This is a genomic window from Pilimelia terevasa (assembly GCF_014647915.1).
GTDB lineage: Bacteria > Actinomycetota > Actinomycetes > Mycobacteriales > Micromonosporaceae > Pilimelia > Pilimelia terevasa.
Map to the genome: position 1 here is coordinate 121,104 of NZ_BMQC01000008.1, position 21,739 is coordinate 142,842.

Below are 21,739 nucleotides of genomic sequence, written 5' to 3' on the forward strand. Positions count from 1 at the left end.
TCGGCAAGCGTTTTCCCAGCTCGCAGCCATGTTTGCCGAGATGCCGAGATGCCGAGATGTTTCAGCCCGTTCTCACAACACCGCGCACGACGCGCCGCGACCCTCCACAACGGCCTGTCCAGAACGCCGTAGCCGGTTTCACCCACCCAATCCCACCAGGCCAACGAAAATCTTGGCTCTAGGGCGCTCTCAGCGGGTCGCCTGTGCGTCGTGGCGCACCGTGCCTCCCGAACCTTGTCCCGACCCTCCCAAGTCCCGAAAGGACCCCACCGTGCGAATCAGACTCCACGGCACCCCCACCGAATGCACCGCCACCCTCGCCGCCCTGGCCGAAGTCCTCGACATCCACACCGTCAGCCGCCCCTATCCCGACCGAACAACCTTCGCGTACGCCCGCATCTACATCGAGGCCACCCCGCTACCCCCTCAGGAGGACCGATGACCGTTACCCCGATCCGCCGACCGGCCCGGACCGGCGAACTCATGACCGTCCCCGAAGTGCTGGCCGAACTCGACGTGCCTAAGTCGACCTTCTACCGGTGGAAAGCCCTCGGCATCGCACCCCGAACGATCAAATATCCCAACGGCAGCCTCCGAGTCCGCCGCCGCGACCTGGATACCTGGATTGAGTCACGCGAGGAGAACGCTGCTTGAGTGTCTACGACGTTCGGATTCACGCTATCCTCGAAAACACGCTGGCTAAAAAGCGCAAGTCCTACACGGTGCGATGGAAGGTCGCCGCCACGCCGTTCCGCGACACCTTCGCCACTCGTGCTCTGGCGGAGAGCTTCCGGTCTAAGCTGATTGTCGCGCAACGCGAGGGCGTTGCATTTGACGGGAAGTCCGGCCTTCCCGAGCCGATGGCGCGCGAGCTTAACGCAATCTCGTGGTACGACCTCGCGGTTTCCTACGTCGACATGAAGTGGGCGCGAGCGGCGGCGACACAACGAAAAAGCGTCGCCGAGTCTCTGGCATTCGCTACGTTGGCCCTTCTCAAGACTGACCGAGGCGCACCGGACGACAATACCCTGAGATTGGCGCTCTACCGTTGGTCGTTTAATAAGGCCCAGCGTAATGTGGGGGAGCCACCCCTGGAGTTGTCTCGTGTTGTTGCCTGGGTGGAGCGTAATACGGTGCCGATCTCGGAGCTGAAGGACGCCGGAGTTGTTCGCAAAGCTCTTGACCGACTTGCAATTCTCGTAGACGGCCGTGCTGCTGCCGCTAATACTATCGCCCGCAAGCGCGCCATCTTTTACGGCGCTCTCAAGTACGCAGTTGAACTGCGGCATCTCGAAACCCACCCGATGGACTATGTCCAATGGAAGCTACCCAAGAGTGCGGAGGAGGTCGACCCCAAAGTGGTCGTGAACGCAATGCAGGCTCGGAGACTGCTAGCGGCTGTTGCTAAGACAGACCCGCAACTAGAGGGGTTCTTTGCCTGCATGTACTTCGCCGCCATGCGCCCATCCGAAGTGGCTCACCTGCGGGAAGACGAGTGTGAGTTGCCCACAGAAGGATGGGGCTGGCTGCATCTGAGCGGGTCGACTCAGCATGTAGGTGGGGAGTGGAGCGACAGCGGCGAGAACCGGGAGGATCGGGAGTTGAAGCACCGCGCGAAGTCGGCGACCCGCGATGTGCCCGCCTGCCCTGAGCTGGTCGCCGTCCTCCGCCGGCATCTGGCCGAGAAGCGGCAGCGCGGCGGTCGGATGTTCCACGCCGCCAGGGCAGGGGCCGGCCCGGTCACCAAGAGCACCTACCTTCGAGCGTGGCGCGGTGCGCGCAGAGCGGCACTGACGCCCGTACAGCAGGCTTCGCCGCTGGCCAGCAGACCGTACGACCTGCGGCACGCCGCAGTGTCGTTGTGGCTGAACGCTGGGGTTCCGGCTACCCAGGTCGCCCAGTGGGCAGGGCACAGCGTGCACGTCCTGCTCAAGGTGTACGCATCCTGCGTCTACGGCCAGGACGAAGCCGCGCGGCGGCGGATTGAGAGCGCGCTTGGTGAGCCGCCGACAGTCGCCCCAGAGCCGCCTCCAGGCGACGAGGCGGCGGCTTGATCGACGACACGTATCCGACACGACCGGTGAGCCAGAGTGAGATTCGCTGAGAATCCGTGAGAATCACTCACCTAAGCGGAGGCGCCCCCAGCGACCTGTTTTCGCAGGTCCGGGGGCGTTTTTGCTGCCCTCAGGGCGGAGGGTGTGGGATTCGAACCCACGAAGAGGTTGCCCCCTTACCGGTTTTCAAGACCAGCGCCATCGGCCACTAGGCGAACCCTCCCGCGGCCGGCGGCGCGCCGCCGGCCGGTGCCAAGTGTGCCAGACCCCGCACCCGGGGGCGGCCCGGGTGACGGCGGGGGCGGGCGCACGGTAAGACTGTCGACATGCGCGCCGTCACGATTACCGCCCCCGGCGGACCCGAGGTGCTGACGTGGGCCGAGGTCCCCGACCCGGTACCCGACGAGGGCGAGGTGCTCGTCGCCGTGGCGGCCACCGCCGTCAACCGGGCCGACCTGCTGCAACGGGAGGGGCGGTACCCGCCGCCGCCCGGCGCGTCGCCGTACCCCGGGCTGGAGTGCGCCGGCCACCGGGAGGACACCGGCGAGCCGGTGTGCGCGCTGCTGTCCGGCGGCGGGTACGCCGAGCGGGTGGCGGTCCCGGCGGCCCAGCTCCTGCCCGTGCCGGCGGGGGTGGCGCTGACCGGGGCGGCGGCGCTGCCGGAGGTCGCGTGCACGGTCTGGTCCACCGTGGTCCGGGCGGCCGGGCTGCGGGTGGGGGAGACCCTGCTGGTGCACGGCGGCGGGAGCGGCATCGGTACCTTCGCGGTCCAGCTCGGCGTCGCCCTGGGGGCGCGGGTGCTGACCACGGCGCGGCCGGCGAAGCACGAGGCACTGCGGGCGCTGGGCGCCCACCGGACGATCGACTACACGGCCGGGGACTTCGCGGAGGTCGTGCGGGCCGACGGCGGCGCGGACGTGATCCTGGACATCATCGGCGGCCCGTACCTGGGCCGCAACGTGGCCGCGCTGCGGACCGGTGGCCGGCTGGCGGTGATCGGGATGCAGGGCGGCCGGCGCGGTGAGCTGGACCTCGGCGCCGTGCTGGCCCGGCGCGCGACCCTGATCGGGACGACGCTGCGGGCGCGGCCGGCGGCGGAGAAGGCGGAGATCGTCGCCGGGGTGCGGGCCCAGGTGTGGCCCCTGGTCGAGGCCGGGCGGATCCGGCCGGTCGTGGACCGGGTGCTGCCGGTGACCGAGGCGGCGCAGGCGCACCGGGTCGTGGCCGGCGGCGACCACGTCGGCAAGGTGGTGCTGCGGGTCAGCGGCGGGTGACCGGCCGGCGGCGGCCGCGCTCGCGGCCGAGGATCCAGATCGCCTCGACGCCGTCCCGCCAGGTGATCTTCTTGCCCTCGTCGCGGGTGCGGGCGTTGTAGGAGATCGGTACCTCGAAGGGGCGGATCTGGCGGCGCAGCAGCTTGGCGGTGACCTCGGCCTCCATGCCGAAGCCGCGGGAGCGGATCTCCAGCGAGCGGTACAGGGCGACCGGCATCAGCTTGAAGCAGGTCTCCAGGTCGCCGATGTACGAGTTGAACAGCACGTTCGCGGCGAGCGTGACCGCCTTGTTGCCCATCACGTACCAGAACGAGTACGAGCTGTGGCTGCCGAACGTCCGGTTGCCGTAGACGACCTCCGCCCGGCCGTCCAGGACGGGGCCGAGCAGGCGCGGGATGTCCTGCGGGTCGTACTCCAGGTCGGCGTCGAGGATGACCATGTAGTCGCCCGTGGCGCTGTCCACCGCCGTGCGGATCGCGGCGCCCTTGCCGGCGTTGCGGGGGTGGGTGACGACGCGCAGCCGGGGGTCGTCCATGGTGGCCAGGATGTCGGCGGTGCCGTCGCGGCTGCCGTCGTCGACGACGACCATCTCGATCGGGCAGGGGTAGTCGACGGCCAACGCCTGTTTCAACGCGTCGCCGATGCGTGCGGCTTCGTTGAATACCGGCATCAGGATCGAGAGCTTCACCGCGGTCTCCGCGTCTGAGGGGGTGGTGAGACCGGGTCAGCCTACCCGCTCGCCTTCCGGGGGCCGGGGCGCGGACCGCCGGTGGCGGTCGACCGGCCGCCGGGTCAGGCCGGAGCGAGGGTGCGGAAGCCGCGCGGGACGAGGTCGCGGTGGCCCGCCAGGGCGGTCTCGGCGGCGACGGCGTGGGCCAAGACCGGGCGCCGCGCGGCGGCGGCGGCCTCGCCGCGGAAGACCTGGGTGAACAGGTCGTCGAGGCGCCAGAGCTGGTGCGGCTGGGGGACCCGGGTGCAGAAGCGCTCGCGGACCCCGTCGACGGCGGTGGCGGCCAGCTCGATGACGCCGTTGCGCGGGTCGGCGGTCCAGCTTACGTGGCGCAGGTGGCGCAGTTCGGCGTTGAGGTGCAGGCGCAGCCGGCTCAGCGGCCAGCCCTGGCGGGTGACGACGAGGCGGCGCCGGGTGAGCAGCAGCAGGAAGTCCTCCCGCTGCGGCCGCTCGGGCCGGAAGCAGCGGGCGACGAGGCTGACGGCGTCGCCAGGGCCGACGCACTGGCGCAGTACCGGCAGGTGGCGACTGACCGTCGACACCGCCAGACCCGCCTCGCGGGCGGCGGGGAGGAACGTGCGGGAGAAGACGTTCATGTCAGATTAACGACAGCTTCGCGGGCGGTGAAACGGTCAGGCGCGCAACTTCCACACGCGAACTTGTTACTCCACCCTTACGGGCGGTTTAGCCCGAGAGGCGTAGAGTTCCGATCGCCGCAGCCACCATAAGTAGCCCGAAAAGGAGTGCGCAAGCGCCCGCCTGGATGAGTGTGCGGTGGCGCCGCGGGGCGTACGCCAGCGCCAGCGCCGCCAGCGCCCCCACGACCAGGCCGCCGATGTGCCCGGCCTTGGAGATCTGCGGGATGGCGAAGGTGAACAGCAGGTTGATGCCCAGGACGGTCAGGACCGAGGACGTGTCGTTGCCGAGCCGGCGCAGCACGATGAATAGGGCGCCGAACAGGCCGAAGACCGCCCCGGAGGCGCCGACGGTCAGCGCGCCGGGGGCGAACAGGTATGCGGCGACATTGCCGCCCAGCCCCGCCAGCAGGTACAGCGCCAGGTACCGGATCGGGCCGAGGGCGGCCTCCAGGTACCGGCCGAACGCCCACAGCGCCCACATGTTGAGCCCGAGGTGCAGCAGGCCGAAGTGCAGGAACATCGCCGCGACCAGGCGGTAGTACTCGCCGTGGTAGATGCCCGCCAGGTGTGCCGCGATGCTCTCGGGGCTGTCGTCGCGGCCGAAGACGCCGCCCCAGGCCATCAGCGGCGTGACGTCCCCGCCCAGCCCCGCGAAGCCGCCGCCCAGCAGGCCGCCGCCGCCCGCCGACAGCACCGAGGCGAGCATGACCAGGATGTTGGTGGCCAGCAGCGCCTTGGTCACGTACCCCCGCTGGCCCGCCGGCCCGCCGCCGAACGCCGTCCGGCCCTGCCGCTGGGTGCGCCGCCCCTGCGCGACGCACTCGGGGCACTGGTGGCCGACCGCCGCGGCGTGCATGCAGTCGGGGCAGATGGGCCGCTCGCAGCGGGTACAGCGGACCCAGGTCTGCCGACCCGGGTGCCGGTAACAGACGGGTGCGCCGGCTGCCTCACTCATGCGGCCAACCTACCCGCCGCATACCGCCGGGGCGCCCCGCGGAGTGGGGACCCGCACGGGTCCCCACTCCGCGGCCGGTCAGGCGCGCTCGATCTCGACGCGCTCGATGACGATGTCCTGCTGCGGGCGGTCGTTGCTGTCGGTGTCGGCACCGGCGATCTGGTCCACGACCTTCTCGCCGGCCGGGTCGGCGACGACGCCGAAGATCGTGTGGCGGTTGTTCAGGTGGGGGGTCAGGCCCACGGTGATGAAGAACTGGGCGCCGTTGGTGCCCGGCCCGGCGTTGGCCATGGCCAGCAGGTACGGCTTGTCGAACTGGAGCTCGGGGTGGAACTCGTCGGCGAAGGTGTAGCCCGGGCCGCCGCGGCCGGTACCGGTGCGGTCCCCGCCCTGGACCATGAACCCGGAGATCACCCGGTGGAAGATCACGCCGTCGTAGTACGGACCCTCGCCCGGCTTGCCCGTCGTCGGGTCGGTGTACTCGCGGGTGCCTTCGGCCAGTTCGACGAAGTTCCGCACGGTCTTGGGGGCGTGGTTGCCGAACAGTTCGACCCGGATCGGTCCGACGTTCGTGTGCAGGGTGGCGTAGCGGGCCTCGGCCACAGGTACTCCTCGTGTCAGTGGGCCCGCGCCCGACAGGACGCGGGCGGACGGTGCATAGGAATCCTGCCATGTGTCGTCGGCGGGATCCGGGGGTATGCCGTCCGCCATGAGGCTGGCGACAACTACCGGGAGGTGGGCGAGAGGTGTTCACGCTGAGGCGACGCACGCCGAGGAAGCACGCTGAGCTGTTCAGGGAGGAGCTCGGCGAGGGCCTGGGCCACCTCGCCCAGGCCGCGAACCACGCCGCGGGCGGGCTCGGTACCGCGGTCGGCCCGGCGGTGAGCGCCGCCCGGACCCGGATGGCCCCCACCGCCGAGCGGGTGCGCGCGGCGGCCGTGGCCGGGATCGGCGGCACCGCCGCCGTGCTCGCGCCGATCGCCGCCACTGCCACGCAGGCGGCGCGCGACAGTGCCAAGGTCGCGGGCCGGAAGGGCACGAAGGTCAGGAAGCAGGCGGCGCGCGTCACGCAGCGGCCCGTCAAGGGGCGCTCGCGGACCGGCCGCATCCTGGCCCTCGCCGCCGCCGGTGCCGTGGTCGGCGGCATCGCGGCCATGATCGTCCGGCGCCAGCAGCAGCAGCGGGCCTGGGACGACTTCGACGCCGAGCGCGACCTGGGGCCCGACACCGACGGCCTGCACGCCCCGGACCGGGTGGGCGCGGGCGTGAGCGGCTCCGGGGTCCTCACCGGCGAGAACAAGAGCGTCGGGGCGCACGCGGGCTCCGGCCAGTCCGGCTCTGGCGGCCTGCACTCGGTGGCTGGGACGGGCGGTCCGGGCGGCGGCACACCGGCAACGGGCTCGGGGCAGGGCGGGACGACGCGCGCGGGCGAACCCGGTCGCGGCATCGGCCAGGGCGGCCCCACCGGCCCGGCGGGGCGCGGCCCCGGCGGCGGTCCGGGGCGCGGCGGCCCGGCCGGCGGCAACGGCCTGGCCACGGGACGCGCGCCCGGGGCGGGTGCCGACTACGGGATGCCCACCGGCGGCGTCACCCCGCCCGTGGGCGGGATCGGCGGCGGGCGCGCCGACGGCCTGGCCGCCGGCGAGGGCGCGAGCGGCTCCCGGCCGCGGCACGGCCTGCGGCGCGGCACCACGCGCTGACGTACGGCGACGGCCCGGCCACCTCCCGCGAAGGGGGCGGCCGGGTCGTCGGCGGGCGGTCGTCGGCGGCCGGGTCGTCGCGGGCGGTCAGAGCCAGCCGGCGCGGCGCAGGCGCCAGTACAGCAGCGCCGCGCTGCCGGCCATCAGGGTCAGCACGGCCGGGTAGCCGTAGGGCCAGTGCAGCTCGGGCATGTCCGAGAAGTTCATGCCGTAGATGCCGGCGACGATGGTCTGCACCGCGGCGATCGCCGCCCACGAGGCGATCTTGCGCATGTCGTCGTTCTGCGCGACCGAGATCTGCGCCAGGCGGGCCTGGAAGATCGAGTTCAACAAATCGTCGTACCCGTTGAGCTGCTCGACGGCCTGCACGACCTCCTCGCGGAGCTGTCGCAGCCGGCGCCGGACCCGCCCCGGCAGCGGCGGCTCGTCGCCGTCGGCGAGCGCCCCCAGCGGGCGCTGCGCCGGGACCATGGCCCGCCGCAGCTCGACCAGGTCGCGCTTGAGCCGGTGGATCCGGTTGACCACGCCGTCGTCGGGCCGGTCGTCGAACACCAGCTCCTCCAGGGCGTTGATCTCCCCGGCCACCGCTTCGAGGGCGTCGGGGTACCCGGTCACCACGTGCTGGACGAGGTCCAGGACCACGGTCCAGCGGTCGACGGTCGCGCCGTGCCGGCGGTGGGCGAGGTGGTGGGCGACCGCGCCCAGGGGTCCGTCGGCGCCGCGGTGGACCGCCAGGACCAGCCGCGGCGCCACCGTGACTGTCAGTTCCCCGGTGCGCAGCCCGCCGGCCGGGTCGCGCCCCACGGTGCCGACCTCGACGGTCACCGGGTCGTCGGCGCCGGCCTCGGCGACGTCGACCGCCTCGGGCAGGCCCAGCCGCCGCCGTACCTCGGCCAGCCGGTCGGCCGGCGGGTCGCGCAGAGCCAGCCACGTGAAGCCCTCACGCGCCTCGGCGGCCCGGTCGAGGCCGGGGCCGTACGGGTCCGCGACCTCCTGCCAGCGGCCGCCGGCATACCGCAGGCAGGCCACCACGTCGGCGGTGTCGGGCGCCGCTCCGGTCACCCGGGCACCTCCGTCGTGTGCGCGGCCGGTCAGCCGCGGACCGCCGCCACGGCGTCGGCCAGCCGGCGCACGCCCTCGCGGATCCGGTCGACCGTCACCGCGGAGAACGCCAGCCGCAGCGCGTGGTGGCCGCCGTCGACCACGAAGTCGCTGCCCTTGACGACGGCGACGCCGCGCTCCGCGGCCGCCGCGGCCAGCTTGTCCGCCGGTACGTCGGCCGGGAACTCCACCCACAGAAAGTAGCCGCCGTCGGGGGCGGTGAAGGCGGCATCGGGCAGGTTCTCCCGCAGCGCCTCGCCCAGGACCCGGGCGCGCTCGCCGAGCGCGGCGCTGACGGTGGCGATCGAGCGGTCGAAGCCGCCGCTGACGCAGAACTGGTGCACGGTCGCCTGGGCGAACATGTTCGGCGAGATGTACAGGTTCGTCGCCGTGCCCGCGATGCGCGCCATCAGGTCCGGCGCGCCGATCAGGTACCCGACGCGCACGCCCGGGCAGACGGTCTTGGTGAACGAGCCCGCCCGGACCACGACGGCGCCCGGCACGTCCGCGGCCAGCTCCTGGAGCGCGGGCAGGGCCTCGCCGCGGAACCGGATGTCGGTGTAGGGGTCGTCCTCGAAGACGGTGAAGCCGTACTCGGCCGCCAGCGCCAGCAGTTCGCGCCGGCGGGCGAGGGAGAGCGTCACGCCGGCCGGGTTCTGGTAGTTGGGGATGATGTGGGCGAGCTTGGGGCGGACCCCCGACTCCAGCAGCGCCCGCAGCGCGCCGGTGTCCACGCCCTCGGCGTCGAGCGGCACCTGGTGCACGCGGCAGCCGCGGTTGCCCAGGCCGAGCAGGGTGCGGTCGTACGTCGGGTTCTCCACCACCACGTCGTCGCCGGGGCCGAGCAGGGCGTCGAACAGGAAGGCGTCCGCCTGGAGCGAGCCGTTGGTCAGCAGCACCTGCGCCACCGGCACCCTGTGCCGCGCGGCCACCCACTCGCGCAGGGGCGGGTAGCCGACCGACGTGCCGTACGCCGTGGCCCCGCCCGGGTCGGCGTCGAGGGCGGCGACGGCCGCGGCCTTGAGTCCGTCGATGTCGACGATGTCGAGGCTCGGCGCGCCCCGGGCGAAGGAGATGAGGTCCTGAGCGGTCATACCCGTGAGGGTAGAGGGTGCCCCGGACGCCGCCGGACCGCCCGCCGAGGCTCTACGGGGGCAAATCGCCGACATCGGTGTGGATGTGGCGCGGTGTCCCGCGTCGGCGGGCGGCGGGGGTACTAGATTGTCGGGCACGCCAGTGGGAGCGAGGGATGCGGTGGGGCTCGACGATCCGGTACGCGCAGGGGCGGGCGCCAGCCCGGCCGACGACCGGGACCAGACGGTCGCGCAGTGGCTGGCCTGGCTGGCCGGCGAGCGGTTGCTCGACCTGCGGCACGTGCGCGGGTACGCCGACCCGGGTGCCCTGCGGGCCGCCGGTGACCGGCAGGCGCACCACGTGCTGCGCGGCGAGCTGGGCCGGCTACGCCCCGGGGACGCCGTGCTCTCCGAGGAGGACGCGGGCGCCCGCGGCGAGGCCGCCGCCGACCGGCGCGCCGCCGACCGGGTCTGGATCATCGATCCGCTGGACGGCACGCGCGAGTACGGCGAGCAGGGCCGCACCGACTGGGCCGTGCACGTGGCCCTGTGGGAGCGCGGCGCGGGGCTGACCGCGGGCGCCGTCGCGCTGCCCGCCCGGCAGGTCGTCCTCGGCACCGACGCCCCGCCCCCGCCGGCCGCGGCCGGCCCGATGCGGGTCGCCGTCAGCCGCTCCCGCCCGCCGGGGTTCGTCAGCACGCTGCTGGAGCGCTGCGGCGGCGTGGCCGTGCCGATGGGCTCGGCGGGGGTGAAGGTGTGCGCGGTCGTCACCGGCGAGGCCGACGCGTACGTGCACGCGGGCGGCCAGTACGAGTGGGACTCGGCGGCCCCGGTGGCCGTGGCGACGGCGGCGGGCCTGCACTGCTCGCGGCTGGACGGCCGTCCCCTGGAGTACAACCGGGCGCACCCGCGGCTGCCGGACCTGCTCGTCTGCCGGCCGGAGCACCGCGACGCCCTGCTCGGCACCCTGGCCGAGCTGATCAAGACCGGCGAGGTGCTGATCGAGGAAGGGGCCGCCGGGTGAGCGTCGCCGCGTACCGCTTCTCGCACCTGGACGCGCTGGAGTCCGAGGCGCTGTTCATCATGCGCGAGGTCGTCGCCGAGTTCGAGCGGCCGGTGCTGCTGTTCTCCGGCGGCAAGGACTCGATCGTCATGCTGCGGCTGGCGTCCAAGGCGTTCGCGCCGGCCCGGATTCCGTTCCCGGTGCTGCACATCGATACCGGGCACAACTTCCCCGAGGTGCTGGCCTACCGCGACCGCCGGGTCGCCGAGCTGGGCCTCCAGCTCATCGTCGGGTCGGTACCCGACGCGATCGAGTCCGGGCTGGTCAGCGCGCCGGCCGACGGCACCCGCAACCGGATCCAGACGCCGGTGCTGCTGGACACGGTCGAGAAGTACCGGTTCGACGCGCTGTTCGGCGGCGCCCGCCGGGACGAGGAGAAGGCGCGGGCCAAGGAGCGGGTGTTCTCGTTCCGGGACGAGTTCGGCCAGTGGGACCCGCGCAACCAGCGCCCCGAGCTGTGGTCGCTGTACAACGCCCGGCACGCCCCCGGCGAGTCGATCCGGGTGTTCCCGCTGTCGAACTGGACCGAGCTGGACGTCTGGCACTACATCGCCCGCGAGGACATCGCCCTGCCGCCGATCTACTTCGCGCACGAGCGCGAGGTGATCCGGCGCGGCGACATGCTGTACGCGGTCAACGCGTTCGTCACCCCGCGCGGGGAGACCCCGTTCACCGCCCGGGTGCGGTACCGGACCGTCGGCGACGCCTCGTGCACCGCGGCGGTCGAGTCCGACGCCGACACCGTGGCGAAGGTGATCGAGGAGGTCGCGGCGACCCGGATCACCGAGCGCGGCGCCACCCGCGGCGACGACCGGACCTCGGAGGCGGCGATGGAGGACCGGAAGAAGGAGGGCTACTTCTGATGGACCTGCTGCGCTTCGCCACCGCCGGCTCGGTCGACGACGGCAAGTCGACGCTGATCGGCCGGCTGCTGTACGACACCAAGTCGCTGTTCGCCGACCAGCTCGCCGCCGTCGAGGCGGTCTCCGCCGCCCGCGGCGACGACTACACCAACCTGGCGCTGCTCACCGACGGCCTGCGCGCCGAGCGGGAGCAGGGGATCACCATCGACGTGGCCTACCGCTACTTCGCCACGCCGCGGCGCAAGTTCATCATCGCCGACACCCCCGGCCACATCCAGTACACCCGCAACATGGTCACCGGGGCCTCGACCGCGGACCTCGCCCTCGTCCTGGTGGACGCGCGCAAGGGGCTGGTCGAGCAGTCGCGCCGGCACGCGTTCCTGTGCTCGCTGCTGCGGGTGCCGCACCTGGTGCTGTGCGTGAACAAGATGGACCTGGTGGACTGGTCGCAGGAGGTCTTCGAGGAGATCGCGGCGGAGTTCACCGCGTTCGCGGCGAAACTCGATGTGCCGGACCTCACCGTGATCCCGGTGTCGGCGCTGCACGGCGACAACATCGCCAGGCGGTCGGCGAACCTGCCCTGGTACGAGGGGCCCTCGCTGCTGCACCACCTGGAGCACGTGCACATCGCCAGCGACCGGAACCTGGTGGACGTGCGGTTCCCGGTCCAGTACGTGATCCGGCCCCAGTCCACGGCCCACCCGGACTACCGAGGGTACGCCGGCCAGGTCGCCTCGGGGGTGCTCAAGCCCGGCGACGAGGTCATGGTGCTGCCCTCGGGCTTCACCTCCACGATCACCCACATCGACACCGCCGACGGGCCGGTCGCGCAGGCGTATCCGCCCATGTCGGTGACGATCCGGCTGGCCGACGAGATCGACATCGCCCGCGGTGACCTGATCTGCCGCCCGCACAACGCCCCCGCCACCGCCCAGGACATCGACGCGATGCTCTGCTGGATGGACGAGACGCGGCCGCTGCGCACCGGCGGCCGGTACGCGATCAAGCACACCACCCGGACGGCGCGCGCCGTGGTGCGCCAGCTCCACTACCGGCTGGACGTGAACTCGCTGCACCGCGACGAGGGCTCCGACGGGCTCACGCTCAACGAGATCGGCCGGGTCCGGCTGCGGACGACCCAGCCGCTGCTCGCCGACGCGTACCGCCGCAACCGCACCACCGGCGGCTTCATCCTCATCGACGAGTCCACCCACCGGACGGTCGCTGCCGGGATGATCGTCGACGGCTGACGCCGCCGGGCGGGGGACCGGCGGCCGGATGAAGGGCTCGACCCTCGACTCGACCCCGGCCCGGTGTCGAGGTCACGTGGCCGCGCAGGTCTGGGGCGCGTCCCGCCGGCCCGCCGCGGCGGCGACCACCGCCGCCGGCTCGGGCAGTACCGGCGCCGGCTCGGGCAGATCCGGCGCCAGCTCGGGCAGAACCAGGCCCGGCTCGGGCAGAACCAGGTCCGGCTCGGGCAGAACCAGGCCCGGCTCGGGCAGGTCCGGGACCGGCCCGGCCGGCTCCGGCGCGGCCGTCGCGGACCGGGCGGACCAGGTCGAACCGGCGCTCGCGGCGACGACCGCCGCGACGGCCACCCAGCCCAGCGCGCCGAGGGGCTGCCCCAGCAGCAGCCAGCCCGCCAGCGCCGCCACGGCCGGTTCGAGGCTGAGCAGGACGCCGAACGTCCGGGTCGGCAGGCGGCGGAGGGCGACGAACTCCAGCGAGTACGGGATGACCGAGGCCAGCACCGCGGTACCCAGCACGAGCGGCAGCAGCTCCGGCCGGGCCAGCGCCGCCACCGCCCCGGGCGTACCGAAGGGCACCAGTGCCAGCGCCGCGACGCCGGTCGCCACCGCCAGGCCGCCGAGGCCCGGTACCGCCGCGCCGACCCGGGCGGTCACCACGATGTACCCCGCCCAGAACGCCCCCGCCACGAGCACCAGCGCGACGCCGACCGGGTCCAGCCCGCCGGCGCCCGGGGCATGCCCGGCGGTACCCAGCAGGACCACGCCGGCCAGCGCGAGCCCGACCCACAGCAGGTCCCGCGCGCGCCGCGAGAGCACGGCGGCCAGGGCGAGCGGGCCGAGGAACTCGATCGTGACGGCCGGGCCGAGCGGGATGCGGGCGATCGCCGCGTAGAAGGAGGCGTTCATGCCCGCCAGGCACAGCCCGAGCAGCGCCACGGCGCCCCACGGGCGGCGGTCCCACGCACGGACGGCCGGGCGGGCGGCGGCGAGCAGCAGGAGGCCGGCCAGCGCCAGCCGCAGCAGCGTCGTGCCGGCGGTACCGCCGGCCGGGAACAGGCGGGCCGCGCACGCGGCGCCGACCTGGAGCGAGACGCAGGCGCCCAGCACCGCGGCGACGGCGGGACCGCGGGACGCGGCGGTCGGCTGAAGATCCATGCCTCCACGGTCGCGTCCCGGCAGCGTCCTGTCCAGCGAACCTTTCTGGAGGACACTGGTAAGCAGAACTGACGAATCGAGGGTGCCGTGCTGGACGTCCACCGCCTCCGCCTGCTCCGCGAACTGGACCGCCGCGGCACCCTCGCCGCCGTCGCCCGGGCGCTGTCCTACAGCCCCTCGGCCATCTCCCAGCAGCTCTCCCAGCTTGAGTCCGAGACCGGCGTACGCCTCCTGGAGCACGTCGGGCGCGGCGTCCGGCTGACCGCCCAGGGGCGCCTGCTCGTCACCCACGCCGACGCGGTCCTCGAACGCCTCGAACTGGCCGAGGCGGAGCTGGCCGCGTCGCTGACCGAGGTCACCGGCACCCTGCGCGTCGCCTCCTTCCAGTCGGTCCTGCTGGCGCTCATTCCCGCCGCCCTGTCCCAGCTCGCCGCCCGCCACCCCCGGCTGCGGGTCGAGATCACGCAGCAGGACCCGGAGGCCGCGTTCGCCGGCCTCGTCGCCCACGACTTCGACCTGGTGCTCGGCGAGGAGTACCCCGGCCTGCCGCAGGCCCGGATGCCCGGGGTGGACGAGGCGGACCTCACCCGCGACGAACTGCGGCTGGCGGTACCCACCCGGGGGCCACTGGCGCTGCGCCGGCCGGAGCTGGCCGACCTGCGCGAGGTGCCGTGGGTCCTCGACCCCGCCGACTCGGTACCGGCCCGCTGGATGGTGGCGCTGTGCCGGGACGCGGGCTTCGAGCCCGACGTGCGGTTCGAGACGCCCGACCTGCTGCTGCACGTCCACCTCGTGGCGACCGGGCACGCGGTGGCGATGCTGCCCGACCTGCTCGGCGTCGGGGACCGGGCCGACCTGCGGCTGGTCGGCCTGCCGGGGCGGCCGCGGCGCCGGCTGTTCACCGGGGTCCGGCGGGGGGCGGCGCGGCATCCGCGGGTGCGCGCGTTCCGGGACAGCCTGCGCCACGGCCTCCGCGCCGCCGCCGGCCGGGTCACCGACGTCCATGGACAGGACACCTAGGGGCAGGCGGTCCGCGGGTGGTCGGGAAAGTCGGCCGCCAACCGGGCACAGACGTGGGGGTACGCCCGACCGGCGTCGACCGGCCACGGGATCACCGCGCTGTCGGCGCCGCCGGTGTACAAGGTGGCACCGTCAGGGCTCCACAGCGCGGTGGTCACGGCGGCCCGGTGCCCGCGCAGGGTCGCCGTCGACCGCCCGAGGGCGATATCCCAGAGGACGACGGTGGTGTCGTGGCCCCCGCTGGCCAGCGTCCGGCCGTCGGGGCTGTACGCGAGCGCGTCCACCGCACCGGCGTGCGCAGGTCTGCCGGCGTACCGGAGCCGACCGGCCGCGGTGTCCCAGAACGAGATGGCGCCGTCGCCCCCGCCGAGCGCCACCTCGCCGAGGTCCGCCCGGACCGCGACGTCCACGACGTTGACGCCGCTGGCCCACACCGCGGTCGTGGCGCGGGCCGCGACGTCCCAGACGCTGATCACGCCGCCGGCGGTGACCGAGATCAGGCGTCGTCCGTCCGGGCTGAAGCGCACCGCGTAGATCCGACCGGGCTGGTGCAGGGCGGCCCGGAGGGCGCCGGTCCGGCCGTCGAAGAGGCGGATCGTGTCGTCGGTGCCGGCGACGGCGGCGGTTTCGGAGGCCGGGTGCAGGTCGCCGGCGAGCTGCCGGTCGTCGAAGCCACGCAGGGCGCGGACGCGTCGCCCGGCGGCAGCGTCCCACAGGTGCGCCTCGCGCTGGTACCAGGTCAGCAGCGGCTGGGCCGGGAGGGCGCGGGGAGGCTCCGGTGGTCCGGTCGGCGTCGCTGTCACGTCGGTGTGGTCGTCGGCGCGGACGCGGCGGCTGTCCGCGTCCCACAGCACGGTCTCCTGGGTGGCGACGCCGCCGACGATCTGCGGCGGGTTGGTCGCCGCGAGGGTGCGCCCGTCCGGGCTCTGGGCCAGGTTGCCGATCTCGCCCGGCGGGCCGGCCAGGGGCAGCGTGCCGCGTCGCCAGATCAGGGCGGTGCGGTCCCGGCCGCCGGAGGCGATCGTCTCGCCGTCGGCGCTCACCGCGATGCTGTACGGCACGGTCGTGTTGCCAACGAGTTCGGCCCGGGGGCGGCCCCGCTCGACATCCCACCGGTACACCACGCCGCCGGTGTCTCCGGTGATCAGCGTGTGCCCGTCGGGTGCGAACGCCATCGCCCGCACCCCGGCGTGGTGACCGCGCAGGATCCGCCGGAGCGCGCCGTTCGCCGCGTCCCTCAGGTACACCACGCCGGAGTCGCCGGCCGACGCCACCAGCCGGCCGCCCGGGGCGAACCGCACCTCCTCCGCCGGCTCCGCGCCGGCCGGGACAGTCCACCCGCGCCCGCCGGGGGCGAGCGCCCACACCGTCACGCGACCGTCCCCTCCGGTCACGGCCAGCCGGTCCCCGCCCGGGTTGAAGTGCAGGTCGGACCGGTCACCGCGGGGCATGGCGAAACGGTGCCGGACGGTGCCGTCCGACACCCGCCAGACCCGGACCTCGCCGCTGGTGAACACGGCCGCCAGCAGCGTCCCGTCGGGGCTGAACTCCACGCCGTTGACCGGGGCGGCCCCGCGGTGGATGACCCGCGGCTCGCCGGGGCGGGCAGGCTCCCACAGGCGCACCGTCCCGTCCAGCCCACCGGAGGAGAGCAGGGAGCCGCCCGGTTGGTAGGCGATCGTGCGGACCGCGCCGTCGTGCCCGAGCAGCCGGGTGCGGACCCGGCGTCGGGCGAGGTCCCACACCCCGATGGCGCCGTCCTGGCCGGCGAGGGCGAGCTCCCGGTCGTCGGGGCTGAAGGCGACCTCCTTGACGGCGTCACTGTGGACCAGGCGGCCGGCGTAGACCTGGTGCCCGGCCAGGCTCAGCAGCGCGCCGCGCGCCTCCACCGTGTCGGCCGCCCGGTACGCGCCGGCCGCCAGGGCGAGCGCCCGGGGTACGTCAGTCCGGGCGACGGCCGTCGCCTCGGCGGCGAGTTGCCGGGACAGGGCCGCCTGTCGCTGCGTCACGGCCTCCCGCCACTGCCACAGGGCGGTACCCGCGCCGAGCAGAGCCAGCGTCAGCAGCACGGCGAGGCCGGCGGTGAGTCGCCGGATCTGGCGGGCGCGCCGGGTCGCGGCGGCCCGCTCCGCGTCCTCGGCGGACACCGCGGCGTGCAGGAACTCGCGCTCGACGGTGTTCAGCTCGGCGGCCCGCCCGGGTCGGTCGGCCCACTCGCGGGCGATCGTCAGGCGGGGGCCGCGGTACAGGTCGCCGTCCTCGCGGCCGAGGCCGTCCCAGACCGTGGCGGCGTCGGTGAGGCGGCGGTGGATCCGTAGGCTCTCCCGGTCCTCCGTCAGCCAGGCGCGCAGGCGCGGCCAGGTGGTGATGAGGGCCTCGTGGGCAATCTCCACGGTGTCCTCGCCGACGACCAGCAGGCGGGCGCGGGCGAACCGCTCGACGACCTCGGCCGTCGCGGGGCGGTCCAACTCGGCGGTGTACACCCGGCGCGGGGTGTCGGCCGTGCCCTCGCCGAGCGCCGTCAGGCGGGTGAGCAGGTCGCGCGCGGCGGCCTGCGCCGCGGCGCCGAGAGCGGCGTACTCCCGCTCGGCAGTCTGGGCGACCGCGCGGGTGAGTCCGCCGGTCGCCTCGTACGCCGCCAGGGTGAGCTGCGTACCCTGCCGGTGGCGCCACGTCTCCAGGAGGGCGTGCGAGACCAGCGGCAGCGCACCGGTCTGCCCCGCGGCGTCGGCGAGCACCTTGGTGACCAGCGCCCGCTCCACCGACAGGCCGGCCGTCCGCGCGGGGGCGGTCACCGCGCGGCTCAGCTCCTCCTCGGTCATGGGGCCCAGGGGCGCGGTGGCGCCGGCCAGCGCCGTCGCCAGGCGCTCGTACCGCGCACAGTGGCCGTAGAAGTCGGGGCGGAGGGCGATCAGGACCACGACCCCGGGCTCCGCCGCCGCGTCGAGCAGGACGTCGATGAAGTCGGCGCGCTGGGCGGCGTCGCGGCAGAGGGTGAAGACCTCCTCGAACTGGTCGACGGCGATCACCCCGGGCAGCGGCCCCGCTAGCGCGGCCCGGTGTTCGTCCATGGGCCGCTCGCCCGGGGTCACGATCAGCGGGGCCGCGCCGGCCTCCCCGGTGAGGGCGGGGACGAGGCCGGCCCGCAGTAGCGAGGACTTCCCGCTGCCGGAGGCCCCGACGACAGCGAGCAGGCCGGTGGCGCCGGCCCGGGCGGCGAGGTCGGCGATGAGCGCCTCCCGGCCGAAGTATCGGCCGGCGTCGCCGAGCTGGAAGCTGGCCAGGCCCAGGTACGGCGGCGCGTCGGCGTCCCGCCCGGTGCGGACGTTCGCCTGTGCCGTCAGTGCGGCGCTGGCCGCCCGCCAGCGCTCCTCCCACTCGGCCGGGTCGCCGCCGCAGGCGGCCACGAAGCCGCGGACGACCGCCAGTCCGGGCAGTCGGCGGCCACCCGCCGCGTCGGACAGGGTGGACGGTGAGTAGCCGGCGCGGTCGGCCAGCGTCCGGTAGCCGGGGTTGCCGGCCGACCGCCGCAGGAGGCGGAGCGCCGCCGCGAACTCCTGGACGGGGCCAGCCGTGGGATCCAGTACCCGCTCCGGTCGCGCCACGGTGCCTCCCCGCGCCGTCTCCGACGTTTCGGGCCCGGCTGTCCCGCGGCGGCGCGCGCCGACTCTATCGACGCGGTCTGCCATCAGCCCACGCCGGCCCAGCCGCGTCCGCGTGCGTGGCGGCCGGTGGCGGTGGCGGGTGGCTGCCGGCCGTCCGAAGTGGTACGCATGAGTGGTCCCCCGATCACGTGGCGGTGTCGCGCTGACACCTTCAGTGAAAGGGAGTGCGCCGTTGTTCGATACTGCTGAGATCGCCGAACAACGTCCGTTGTCCGACGGGTCGATGTTCGTGCAGGTGGGGACGGTGGTGGGCTAGATCCCGCGACCACGGCGGTGCAGAAGGCGGAGCAGCCGGTCCGGGCCCACCACGCCCGAGGCGACCGCAAGGGCCAAGTACGCCCGCGGCTCCGCGGCCGCGGCCCGCACCGTGCGGGCCGCCCAACGGAGCGCGGCCCGGCGGTTGCCGGCGGCCGCCTCGGCGAACGCGATCTGCCCCCGCAGCCGCGCGGTTCCGCGCGGCACGGAGTCGAACTCCGGGTACCGGTCGAGCAGCCAGCGCAGCGCCGCGGAGATCGTCCGCCACCGGGCGGTGAAGAACGACTGCGCGTGCCACCGGACCTCGACCAGCGGTGTCGGGAGATTTCGCACCGGTGTGCGGCGGGCGGCGCGCAGCAGGAGTTCGTAGTCCTCGGCGTAGCTGCCGGGGATGGTCTCGTCGACCAGGCCGATGCCGTCCACCAGTGCGTCCCGGCGGAACAGGAACGTCGACGGGTGCAGCGTGGTGAGCCTGTCCCGCAGCAGGGCGGCGAGGGGCACGCGGGTGTCGGCGAGGGTCCGGTCGGTGGTGTGGTCGGCGTACCGGACGCGGATGCCGGTGCACACCAGCTCCGCCCCCGGGTCGGCGGCGAGGGCGGCCGTCTGGGCGGCGAGCTTGCCGGGCAGCCACACGTCGTCGTCGTCGCAGAAGGCCACCAGGTCGCCGGTGGCCGCGAGGATGCCGGTGTTGCGGGCGCCGGCCAGCCCGGGCGTGCGGTCGTTGCCGAGGACCCGCACCCGGTACCGGTCGTCGCCGCCGGCCAGGGCCGCGTCGGGGGCGCTCTGGTCGAAGACGACGAGGACCTCCACGCCGCCGGGGTGGTGCTGGGCGCGCAGCGCGGCCAGCGCCGCGCGCAGCAGTGTCGGGCGGTCCCTGGTGGGGACCACCACGCTGACCCGTCCGGCCGTGCTCATCGGCGCTCCTCGTCGGGGGTGCGGCCCAGGTAGCCGTAGCGCAGGCGCAGCGGCCAGGTACTGGCGGCTACCGTCCAGCGGCGGCGTCCGGTGTAGTCCTCGCGCCAGGTGTCGTCGCGGCGCACCGTCAGCGGGCCGGTACGGAACCGCAGGGGGTTGCCGGCGATGCTGTGCGGGGCGGTCGGCGGGCCGTCGGGCGCCACGGGCGGCAACCCGGCGAAGGCGCGCACGCCGGCCAGCGCCGCGTCCGGGGCGGCGACGAAGTCCTCGTACCGCAGCCGGTGGACCGGCAGCCGCCGGGCCAGCAGGTCGAACGCCGCGTTCTGGGCCAGCCAGCGCCCGCTGGCCCGGGCGGGGGACAGCACGGGCATGTAGGCGACGCGGTCGGTGATTTCCGGCCGCCGCACCCGGCGACCCCACGAGTGGGCCACGGCAGGGGCGTCCCGGACGAGGTGCAGGACCCGCAGGTCCAGGTCGGCGGCCCAGCGTAGCGCGAAGGCGAGCGAGGCGTGCTTGCTGGAGTCGACGACGAGCCGGGCACCGGTGACGTCGGCGGCGGCGGCGTAGATCCGCTGGTAGAGCCCGGTGTACCGGGCGACGGTGGCGGTCCGGACGCGCGGCAGCCGGCGGGCGGCGAGCCACGGCAGGTGCCGGGTGCGGTCGACCGCCGCCTTCAGGCCCAGGACCGTCGGCGCGTCCAGCGCCGCCCAGCCGCCGAACGCCCGGTCGCCCACGGCCGTCCAGAAGGGGCACTCGCGGAACGGCGCCCCGCACCCGCAGCATTCGCCGCCGACCAGGCCGCGCTCCCACAGGTGGACCACCTCGCCGACGGCGCACACGTCGGCTCCCGCGGTCAGCAGCAGCTCCAGCAGCGTGGAGCCGCTGCGGCCGAGTCCGCCGACGAACAGGACGGTCGGCCCGCTCACCGGCGCCGCCGTCGACTCATCCGACGGGCGATCAGGGCGTCGACGATCTCGCCCACCCGGGCGACGCCGGGCGGGACGGCCGGCTCCGCCTCCGCAGCGACGGCGAAGGCGGTCGGGTCGGCCAGGCCGAGGTCCAGCGCGGCGGCCAGGGCCGCGGAGTCCTCGCAGAGCCGGACCAGGCCCGCGGCGGCGAGCCGGCGGCCGAACCGCTGCTGGTGGTCGTCCACGTGCTCGCCGTGGGCGGGGTCCCGGGGGACCACGATCGGGGTGCGGCCGTGGCGACGGGCTTCGGTGATGGTGGCCGGGCCGCCGTGGCTGACGACCAGGGTCGCCGTCGCCATGGCCCGCTGGAGGCCGGCGTGGTCGAGGAAGGGTACGCCGCCGGGCAGCGCCGGGGGGGTGCTGTGTCCGTACTGGACGATCATCGTCGGGGCCGCGGGGCGGGTGCGGTGCCAGTCGGTCAGCCAGGCCAGGAGTCGGTCGAACGGGTGCACGTCGGTGCCGACGACGGCGAGGACGGTCGTGCCGGTGCGGCCGCCCTGCCGCTGCCGCGGGATGTCGGCGGCGCGCGTCGCCGGGGCGGCGGTCGCCGGGTCGCCGTTCACAGGAGGTGTCCGACGACGGTGGAGCGGGGGTACAGCCGTTGCTGCTCCTCCCACTGGACCAGCATCGCCGACAGGAACGGGCGGCACAGCCGCGCGGTCAGCGTGGGCGTGTCGACCCGGTCGTACACCTCGATGTAGATCGTCGGCACGCGGCGCAGCCGGGCCAGGGCGACGAACGGCAGGGCCACCCCGGCACCGGTGGTGACGACGGCGGCGACCTCCTGGCGGCGCAGGAAGCGGGCGGCGAGGCGGAGGTTGCGCAGGAGGTTGCCGAGGTTCCGGGTAGTGGGGTGATAGGCCCAGGTGACTGCCTCGTCGGCGAGCAGCGAGCGGGCGTCCGGGGTGTCGAAGGTGACCCAGTGGCGCGGGCGGTCGCGGTACCACGACCGGAGGGCGACGAGCTGGGCCAGGTGGCCGCCGCTGGAGCCGACGAGCAGGATCGGCGCGTCGGCCGACGGCGGCGGTACAGCCATGGGACCCCTCCACAGCCAGACGGA

At 74.4% G+C, this 21,739-nt stretch carries 21 protein-coding genes and 1 tRNA gene; 9 read left to right on the plus strand and 13 right to left on the minus strand.

What is annotated here, in order from left to right; translation table 11 throughout:
• The first annotated feature begins 271 nt into the window (after nucleotides 1-271).
• From IEY75_RS13215 to IEY75_RS13225, 3 genes are read left to right on the plus strand one after another with little or no spacing between them, the layout of a single operon-like run.
• Nucleotides 272-442 (plus strand): hypothetical protein, encoded by a 171-nt coding sequence (locus IEY75_RS13215; RefSeq protein ID WP_189114613.1) that lies wholly within the window; start codon nucleotides 272-274, stop codon nucleotides 440-442.
• On the plus strand, nucleotides 439-654 hold the full coding sequence (locus IEY75_RS13220) for a helix-turn-helix transcriptional regulator (protein WP_189114614.1): 216 nt from the start codon (nucleotides 439-441) through the stop codon (nucleotides 652-654). Before IEY75_RS13215 ends, IEY75_RS13220 begins: the two co-directional genes overlap by 4 nt.
• Nucleotides 651-2,054 (plus strand): tyrosine-type recombinase/integrase, encoded by a 1,404-nt coding sequence (locus IEY75_RS13225; RefSeq protein WP_189114615.1) that lies wholly within the window; start codon nucleotides 651-653, stop codon nucleotides 2,052-2,054. Before IEY75_RS13220 ends, IEY75_RS13225 begins: the two co-directional genes overlap by 4 nt.
• A gap of 136 nt (nucleotides 2,055-2,190) precedes the next feature.
• Here the strand turns inward: IEY75_RS13225 and IEY75_RS13230 are convergent.
• A tRNA-Ser gene (locus tag IEY75_RS13230) sits at nucleotides 2,191-2,277 on the minus strand.
• A 103-nt stretch (nucleotides 2,278-2,380) separates the two neighbouring features.
• On the opposite strand from IEY75_RS13230, the gene IEY75_RS13235 reads away from it, so the two are divergent.
• Nucleotides 2,381-3,328: an NAD(P)H-quinone oxidoreductase gene (locus tag IEY75_RS13235; RefSeq protein WP_189114616.1), complete on the plus strand. Its 948-nt coding sequence runs from the start codon at nucleotides 2,381-2,383 to the stop codon at nucleotides 3,326-3,328.
• On the opposite strand, the gene IEY75_RS13240 is transcribed toward IEY75_RS13235, so the two are convergent.
• The 4 genes from IEY75_RS13240 to IEY75_RS13255 form a co-directional block, all read right to left on the minus strand.
• Nucleotides 3,315-4,016: a glycosyltransferase family 2 protein gene (locus IEY75_RS13240; protein ID WP_189114617.1), complete on the minus strand. Its 702-nt coding sequence runs from the start codon at nucleotides 4,014-4,016 to the stop codon at nucleotides 3,315-3,317. The two genes, IEY75_RS13235 and IEY75_RS13240, sit on opposite strands and share 14 nt — an antisense overlap.
• Before the next feature lie 104 nt (nucleotides 4,017-4,120).
• The gene (locus tag IEY75_RS13245) at nucleotides 4,121-4,654 is read right to left on the minus strand and encodes a hypothetical protein (RefSeq protein ID WP_189114618.1); all 534 of its coding nucleotides are present in this window, start codon (nucleotides 4,652-4,654) and stop codon (nucleotides 4,121-4,123) included.
• Between the two features lie 88 nt (nucleotides 4,655-4,742).
• Nucleotides 4,743-5,651 carry a rhomboid family intramembrane serine protease gene (locus IEY75_RS13250; protein WP_189114619.1) on the minus strand — a complete coding sequence of 303 codons (909 nt, stop codon included), beginning with the start codon at nucleotides 5,649-5,651 and terminating at the stop codon, nucleotides 4,743-4,745.
• 78 nt (nucleotides 5,652-5,729) lie between these two features.
• Nucleotides 5,730-6,254 (minus strand): peptidylprolyl isomerase, encoded by a 525-nt coding sequence (locus IEY75_RS13255; protein WP_229789647.1) that lies wholly within the window; start codon nucleotides 6,252-6,254, stop codon nucleotides 5,730-5,732.
• Nucleotides 6,255-6,397: 143 nt separating this feature from the next.
• Here IEY75_RS13255 and IEY75_RS13260 point away from each other — a divergent pair, with 143 nt between their 5' ends.
• A complete protein-coding gene (locus tag IEY75_RS13260; protein WP_189114621.1) occupies nucleotides 6,398-7,351 on the plus strand; it encodes a hypothetical protein in 954 nt (317 codons plus the stop codon).
• A gap of 87 nt (nucleotides 7,352-7,438) precedes the next feature.
• Here the strand turns inward: IEY75_RS13260 and IEY75_RS13265 are convergent, their stop codons facing one another.
• Entirely contained in the window at nucleotides 7,439-8,413 is a 975-nt protein-coding gene (locus IEY75_RS13265) for a CorA family divalent cation transporter (RefSeq protein ID WP_189114622.1), read from the minus strand.
• Between the two features lie 29 nt (nucleotides 8,414-8,442).
• The gene (locus tag IEY75_RS13270; protein ID WP_189114623.1) at nucleotides 8,443-9,546 is read right to left on the minus strand and encodes an aminotransferase-like domain-containing protein; all 1,104 of its coding nucleotides are present in this window, start codon (nucleotides 9,544-9,546) and stop codon (nucleotides 8,443-8,445) included.
• A gap of 160 nt (nucleotides 9,547-9,706) precedes the next feature.
• Between IEY75_RS13270 and IEY75_RS13275 the strand changes: the two genes are divergently transcribed.
• The 3 genes from IEY75_RS13275 to IEY75_RS13285 are packed head-to-tail and all read left to right on the plus strand — an operon-like array spanning nucleotide 9,707 to nucleotide 12,701.
• On the plus strand, nucleotides 9,707-10,549 hold the full coding sequence (locus tag IEY75_RS13275; RefSeq protein ID WP_189114624.1) for a 3'(2'),5'-bisphosphate nucleotidase CysQ: 843 nt from the start codon (nucleotides 9,707-9,709) through the stop codon (nucleotides 10,547-10,549).
• A 59-nt stretch (nucleotides 10,550-10,608) separates the two neighbouring features.
• Nucleotides 10,609-11,451, plus strand: a complete 843-nt coding sequence (gene cysD / locus IEY75_RS13280; RefSeq protein ID WP_229789663.1) for a sulfate adenylyltransferase subunit CysD — start codon at nucleotides 10,609-10,611, stop codon at nucleotides 11,449-11,451.
• The gene (locus tag IEY75_RS13285; protein WP_189114626.1) at nucleotides 11,451-12,701 is read left to right on the plus strand and encodes a sulfate adenylyltransferase subunit 1; all 1,251 of its coding nucleotides are present in this window, start codon (nucleotides 11,451-11,453) and stop codon (nucleotides 12,699-12,701) included. Before cysD ends, IEY75_RS13285 begins: the two co-directional genes overlap by 1 nt.
• A 72-nt stretch (nucleotides 12,702-12,773) precedes the next feature.
• On the opposite strand, the gene IEY75_RS13290 is transcribed toward IEY75_RS13285, so the two are convergent.
• Nucleotides 12,774-13,856 (minus strand): EamA family transporter, encoded by a 1,083-nt coding sequence (locus IEY75_RS13290; protein WP_189114627.1) that lies wholly within the window; start codon nucleotides 13,854-13,856, stop codon nucleotides 12,774-12,776.
• A gap of 87 nt (nucleotides 13,857-13,943) precedes the next feature.
• On the opposite strand from IEY75_RS13290, the gene IEY75_RS13295 reads away from it, so the two are divergent.
• On the plus strand, nucleotides 13,944-14,876 hold the full coding sequence (locus IEY75_RS13295) for a LysR family transcriptional regulator (RefSeq protein ID WP_189114628.1): 933 nt from the start codon (nucleotides 13,944-13,946) through the stop codon (nucleotides 14,874-14,876).
• On the opposite strand, the gene IEY75_RS13300 is transcribed toward IEY75_RS13295, so the two are convergent.
• The 5 genes from IEY75_RS13300 to IEY75_RS13320 all read right to left on the minus strand — a co-directional run bounded on the left by IEY75_RS13300 (nucleotide 14,873) and on the right by IEY75_RS13320 (nucleotide 21,715).
• Entirely contained in the window at nucleotides 14,873-18,481 is a 3,609-nt protein-coding gene (locus tag IEY75_RS13300) for an nSTAND1 domain-containing NTPase (protein ID WP_189114629.1), read from the minus strand. The two genes, IEY75_RS13295 and IEY75_RS13300, sit on opposite strands and share 4 nt — an antisense overlap.
• A gap of 312 nt (nucleotides 18,482-18,793) precedes the next feature.
• A complete protein-coding gene (locus IEY75_RS13305; protein ID WP_189114630.1) occupies nucleotides 18,794-19,711 on the minus strand; it encodes a glycosyltransferase family 2 protein in 918 nt (305 codons plus the stop codon).
• Nucleotides 19,708-20,637, minus strand: coding sequence for a sulfotransferase family protein (locus IEY75_RS13310; RefSeq protein WP_229789648.1), 930 nt, complete (start codon nucleotides 20,635-20,637; stop codon nucleotides 19,708-19,710). Before IEY75_RS13310 ends, IEY75_RS13305 begins: the two co-directional genes overlap by 4 nt.
• Complete coding sequence (locus IEY75_RS13315; RefSeq protein WP_189114631.1) at nucleotides 20,634-21,242, minus strand: glycosyltransferase; 609 nt, start codon at nucleotides 21,240-21,242, stop codon at nucleotides 20,634-20,636. The genes IEY75_RS13310 and IEY75_RS13315 overlap by 4 nt, the downstream gene beginning before the upstream one ends.
• Nucleotides 21,239-21,715, minus strand: coding sequence for a glycosyltransferase family protein (locus tag IEY75_RS13320; RefSeq protein WP_189114632.1), 477 nt, complete (start codon nucleotides 21,713-21,715; stop codon nucleotides 21,239-21,241). The genes IEY75_RS13315 and IEY75_RS13320 overlap by 4 nt, the downstream gene beginning before the upstream one ends.
• Between the last annotated feature and the right edge of the window lie 24 nt (nucleotides 21,716-21,739).

What these genes read in the sequence shown, in the direction of transcription:
- IEY75_RS13220 (WP_189114614.1), top strand. Translation starts at nt 439, where the DNA reads ATGACCGTTACCCCGATCCGCCGACCGGCCCGGACCGGCGAACTCATG.
- IEY75_RS13235 (WP_189114616.1), top strand. Translation starts at nt 2,381, where the DNA reads ATGCGCGCCGTCACGATTACCGCCCCCGGCGGACCCGAGGTGCTGACG.
- IEY75_RS13245 (WP_189114618.1), bottom strand. Translation starts at nt 4,654, where the DNA reads ATGAACGTCTTCTCCCGCACGTTCCTCCCCGCCGCCCGCGAGGCGGGT.
- IEY75_RS13250 (WP_189114619.1), bottom strand. Translation starts at nt 5,651, where the DNA reads ATGAGTGAGGCAGCCGGCGCACCCGTCTGTTACCGGCACCCGGGTCGG.
- IEY75_RS13270 (WP_189114623.1), bottom strand. Translation starts at nt 9,546, where the DNA reads ATGACCGCTCAGGACCTCATCTCCTTCGCCCGGGGCGCGCCGAGCCTC.
- cysD (WP_229789663.1), top strand. Translation starts at nt 10,609, where the DNA reads ATGCGCGAGGTCGTCGCCGAGTTCGAGCGGCCGGTGCTGCTGTTCTCC.
- IEY75_RS13285 (WP_189114626.1), top strand. Translation starts at nt 11,451, where the DNA reads ATGGACCTGCTGCGCTTCGCCACCGCCGGCTCGGTCGACGACGGCAAG.
- IEY75_RS13290 (WP_189114627.1), bottom strand. Translation starts at nt 13,856, where the DNA reads ATGGATCTTCAGCCGACCGCCGCGTCCCGCGGTCCCGCCGTCGCCGCG.
- IEY75_RS13305 (WP_189114630.1), bottom strand. Translation starts at nt 19,711, where the DNA reads ATGAGCACGGCCGGACGGGTCAGCGTGGTGGTCCCCACCAGGGACCGC.
- IEY75_RS13320 (WP_189114632.1), bottom strand. Translation starts at nt 21,715, where the DNA reads ATGGCTGTACCGCCGCCGTCGGCCGACGCGCCGATCCTGCTCGTCGGC.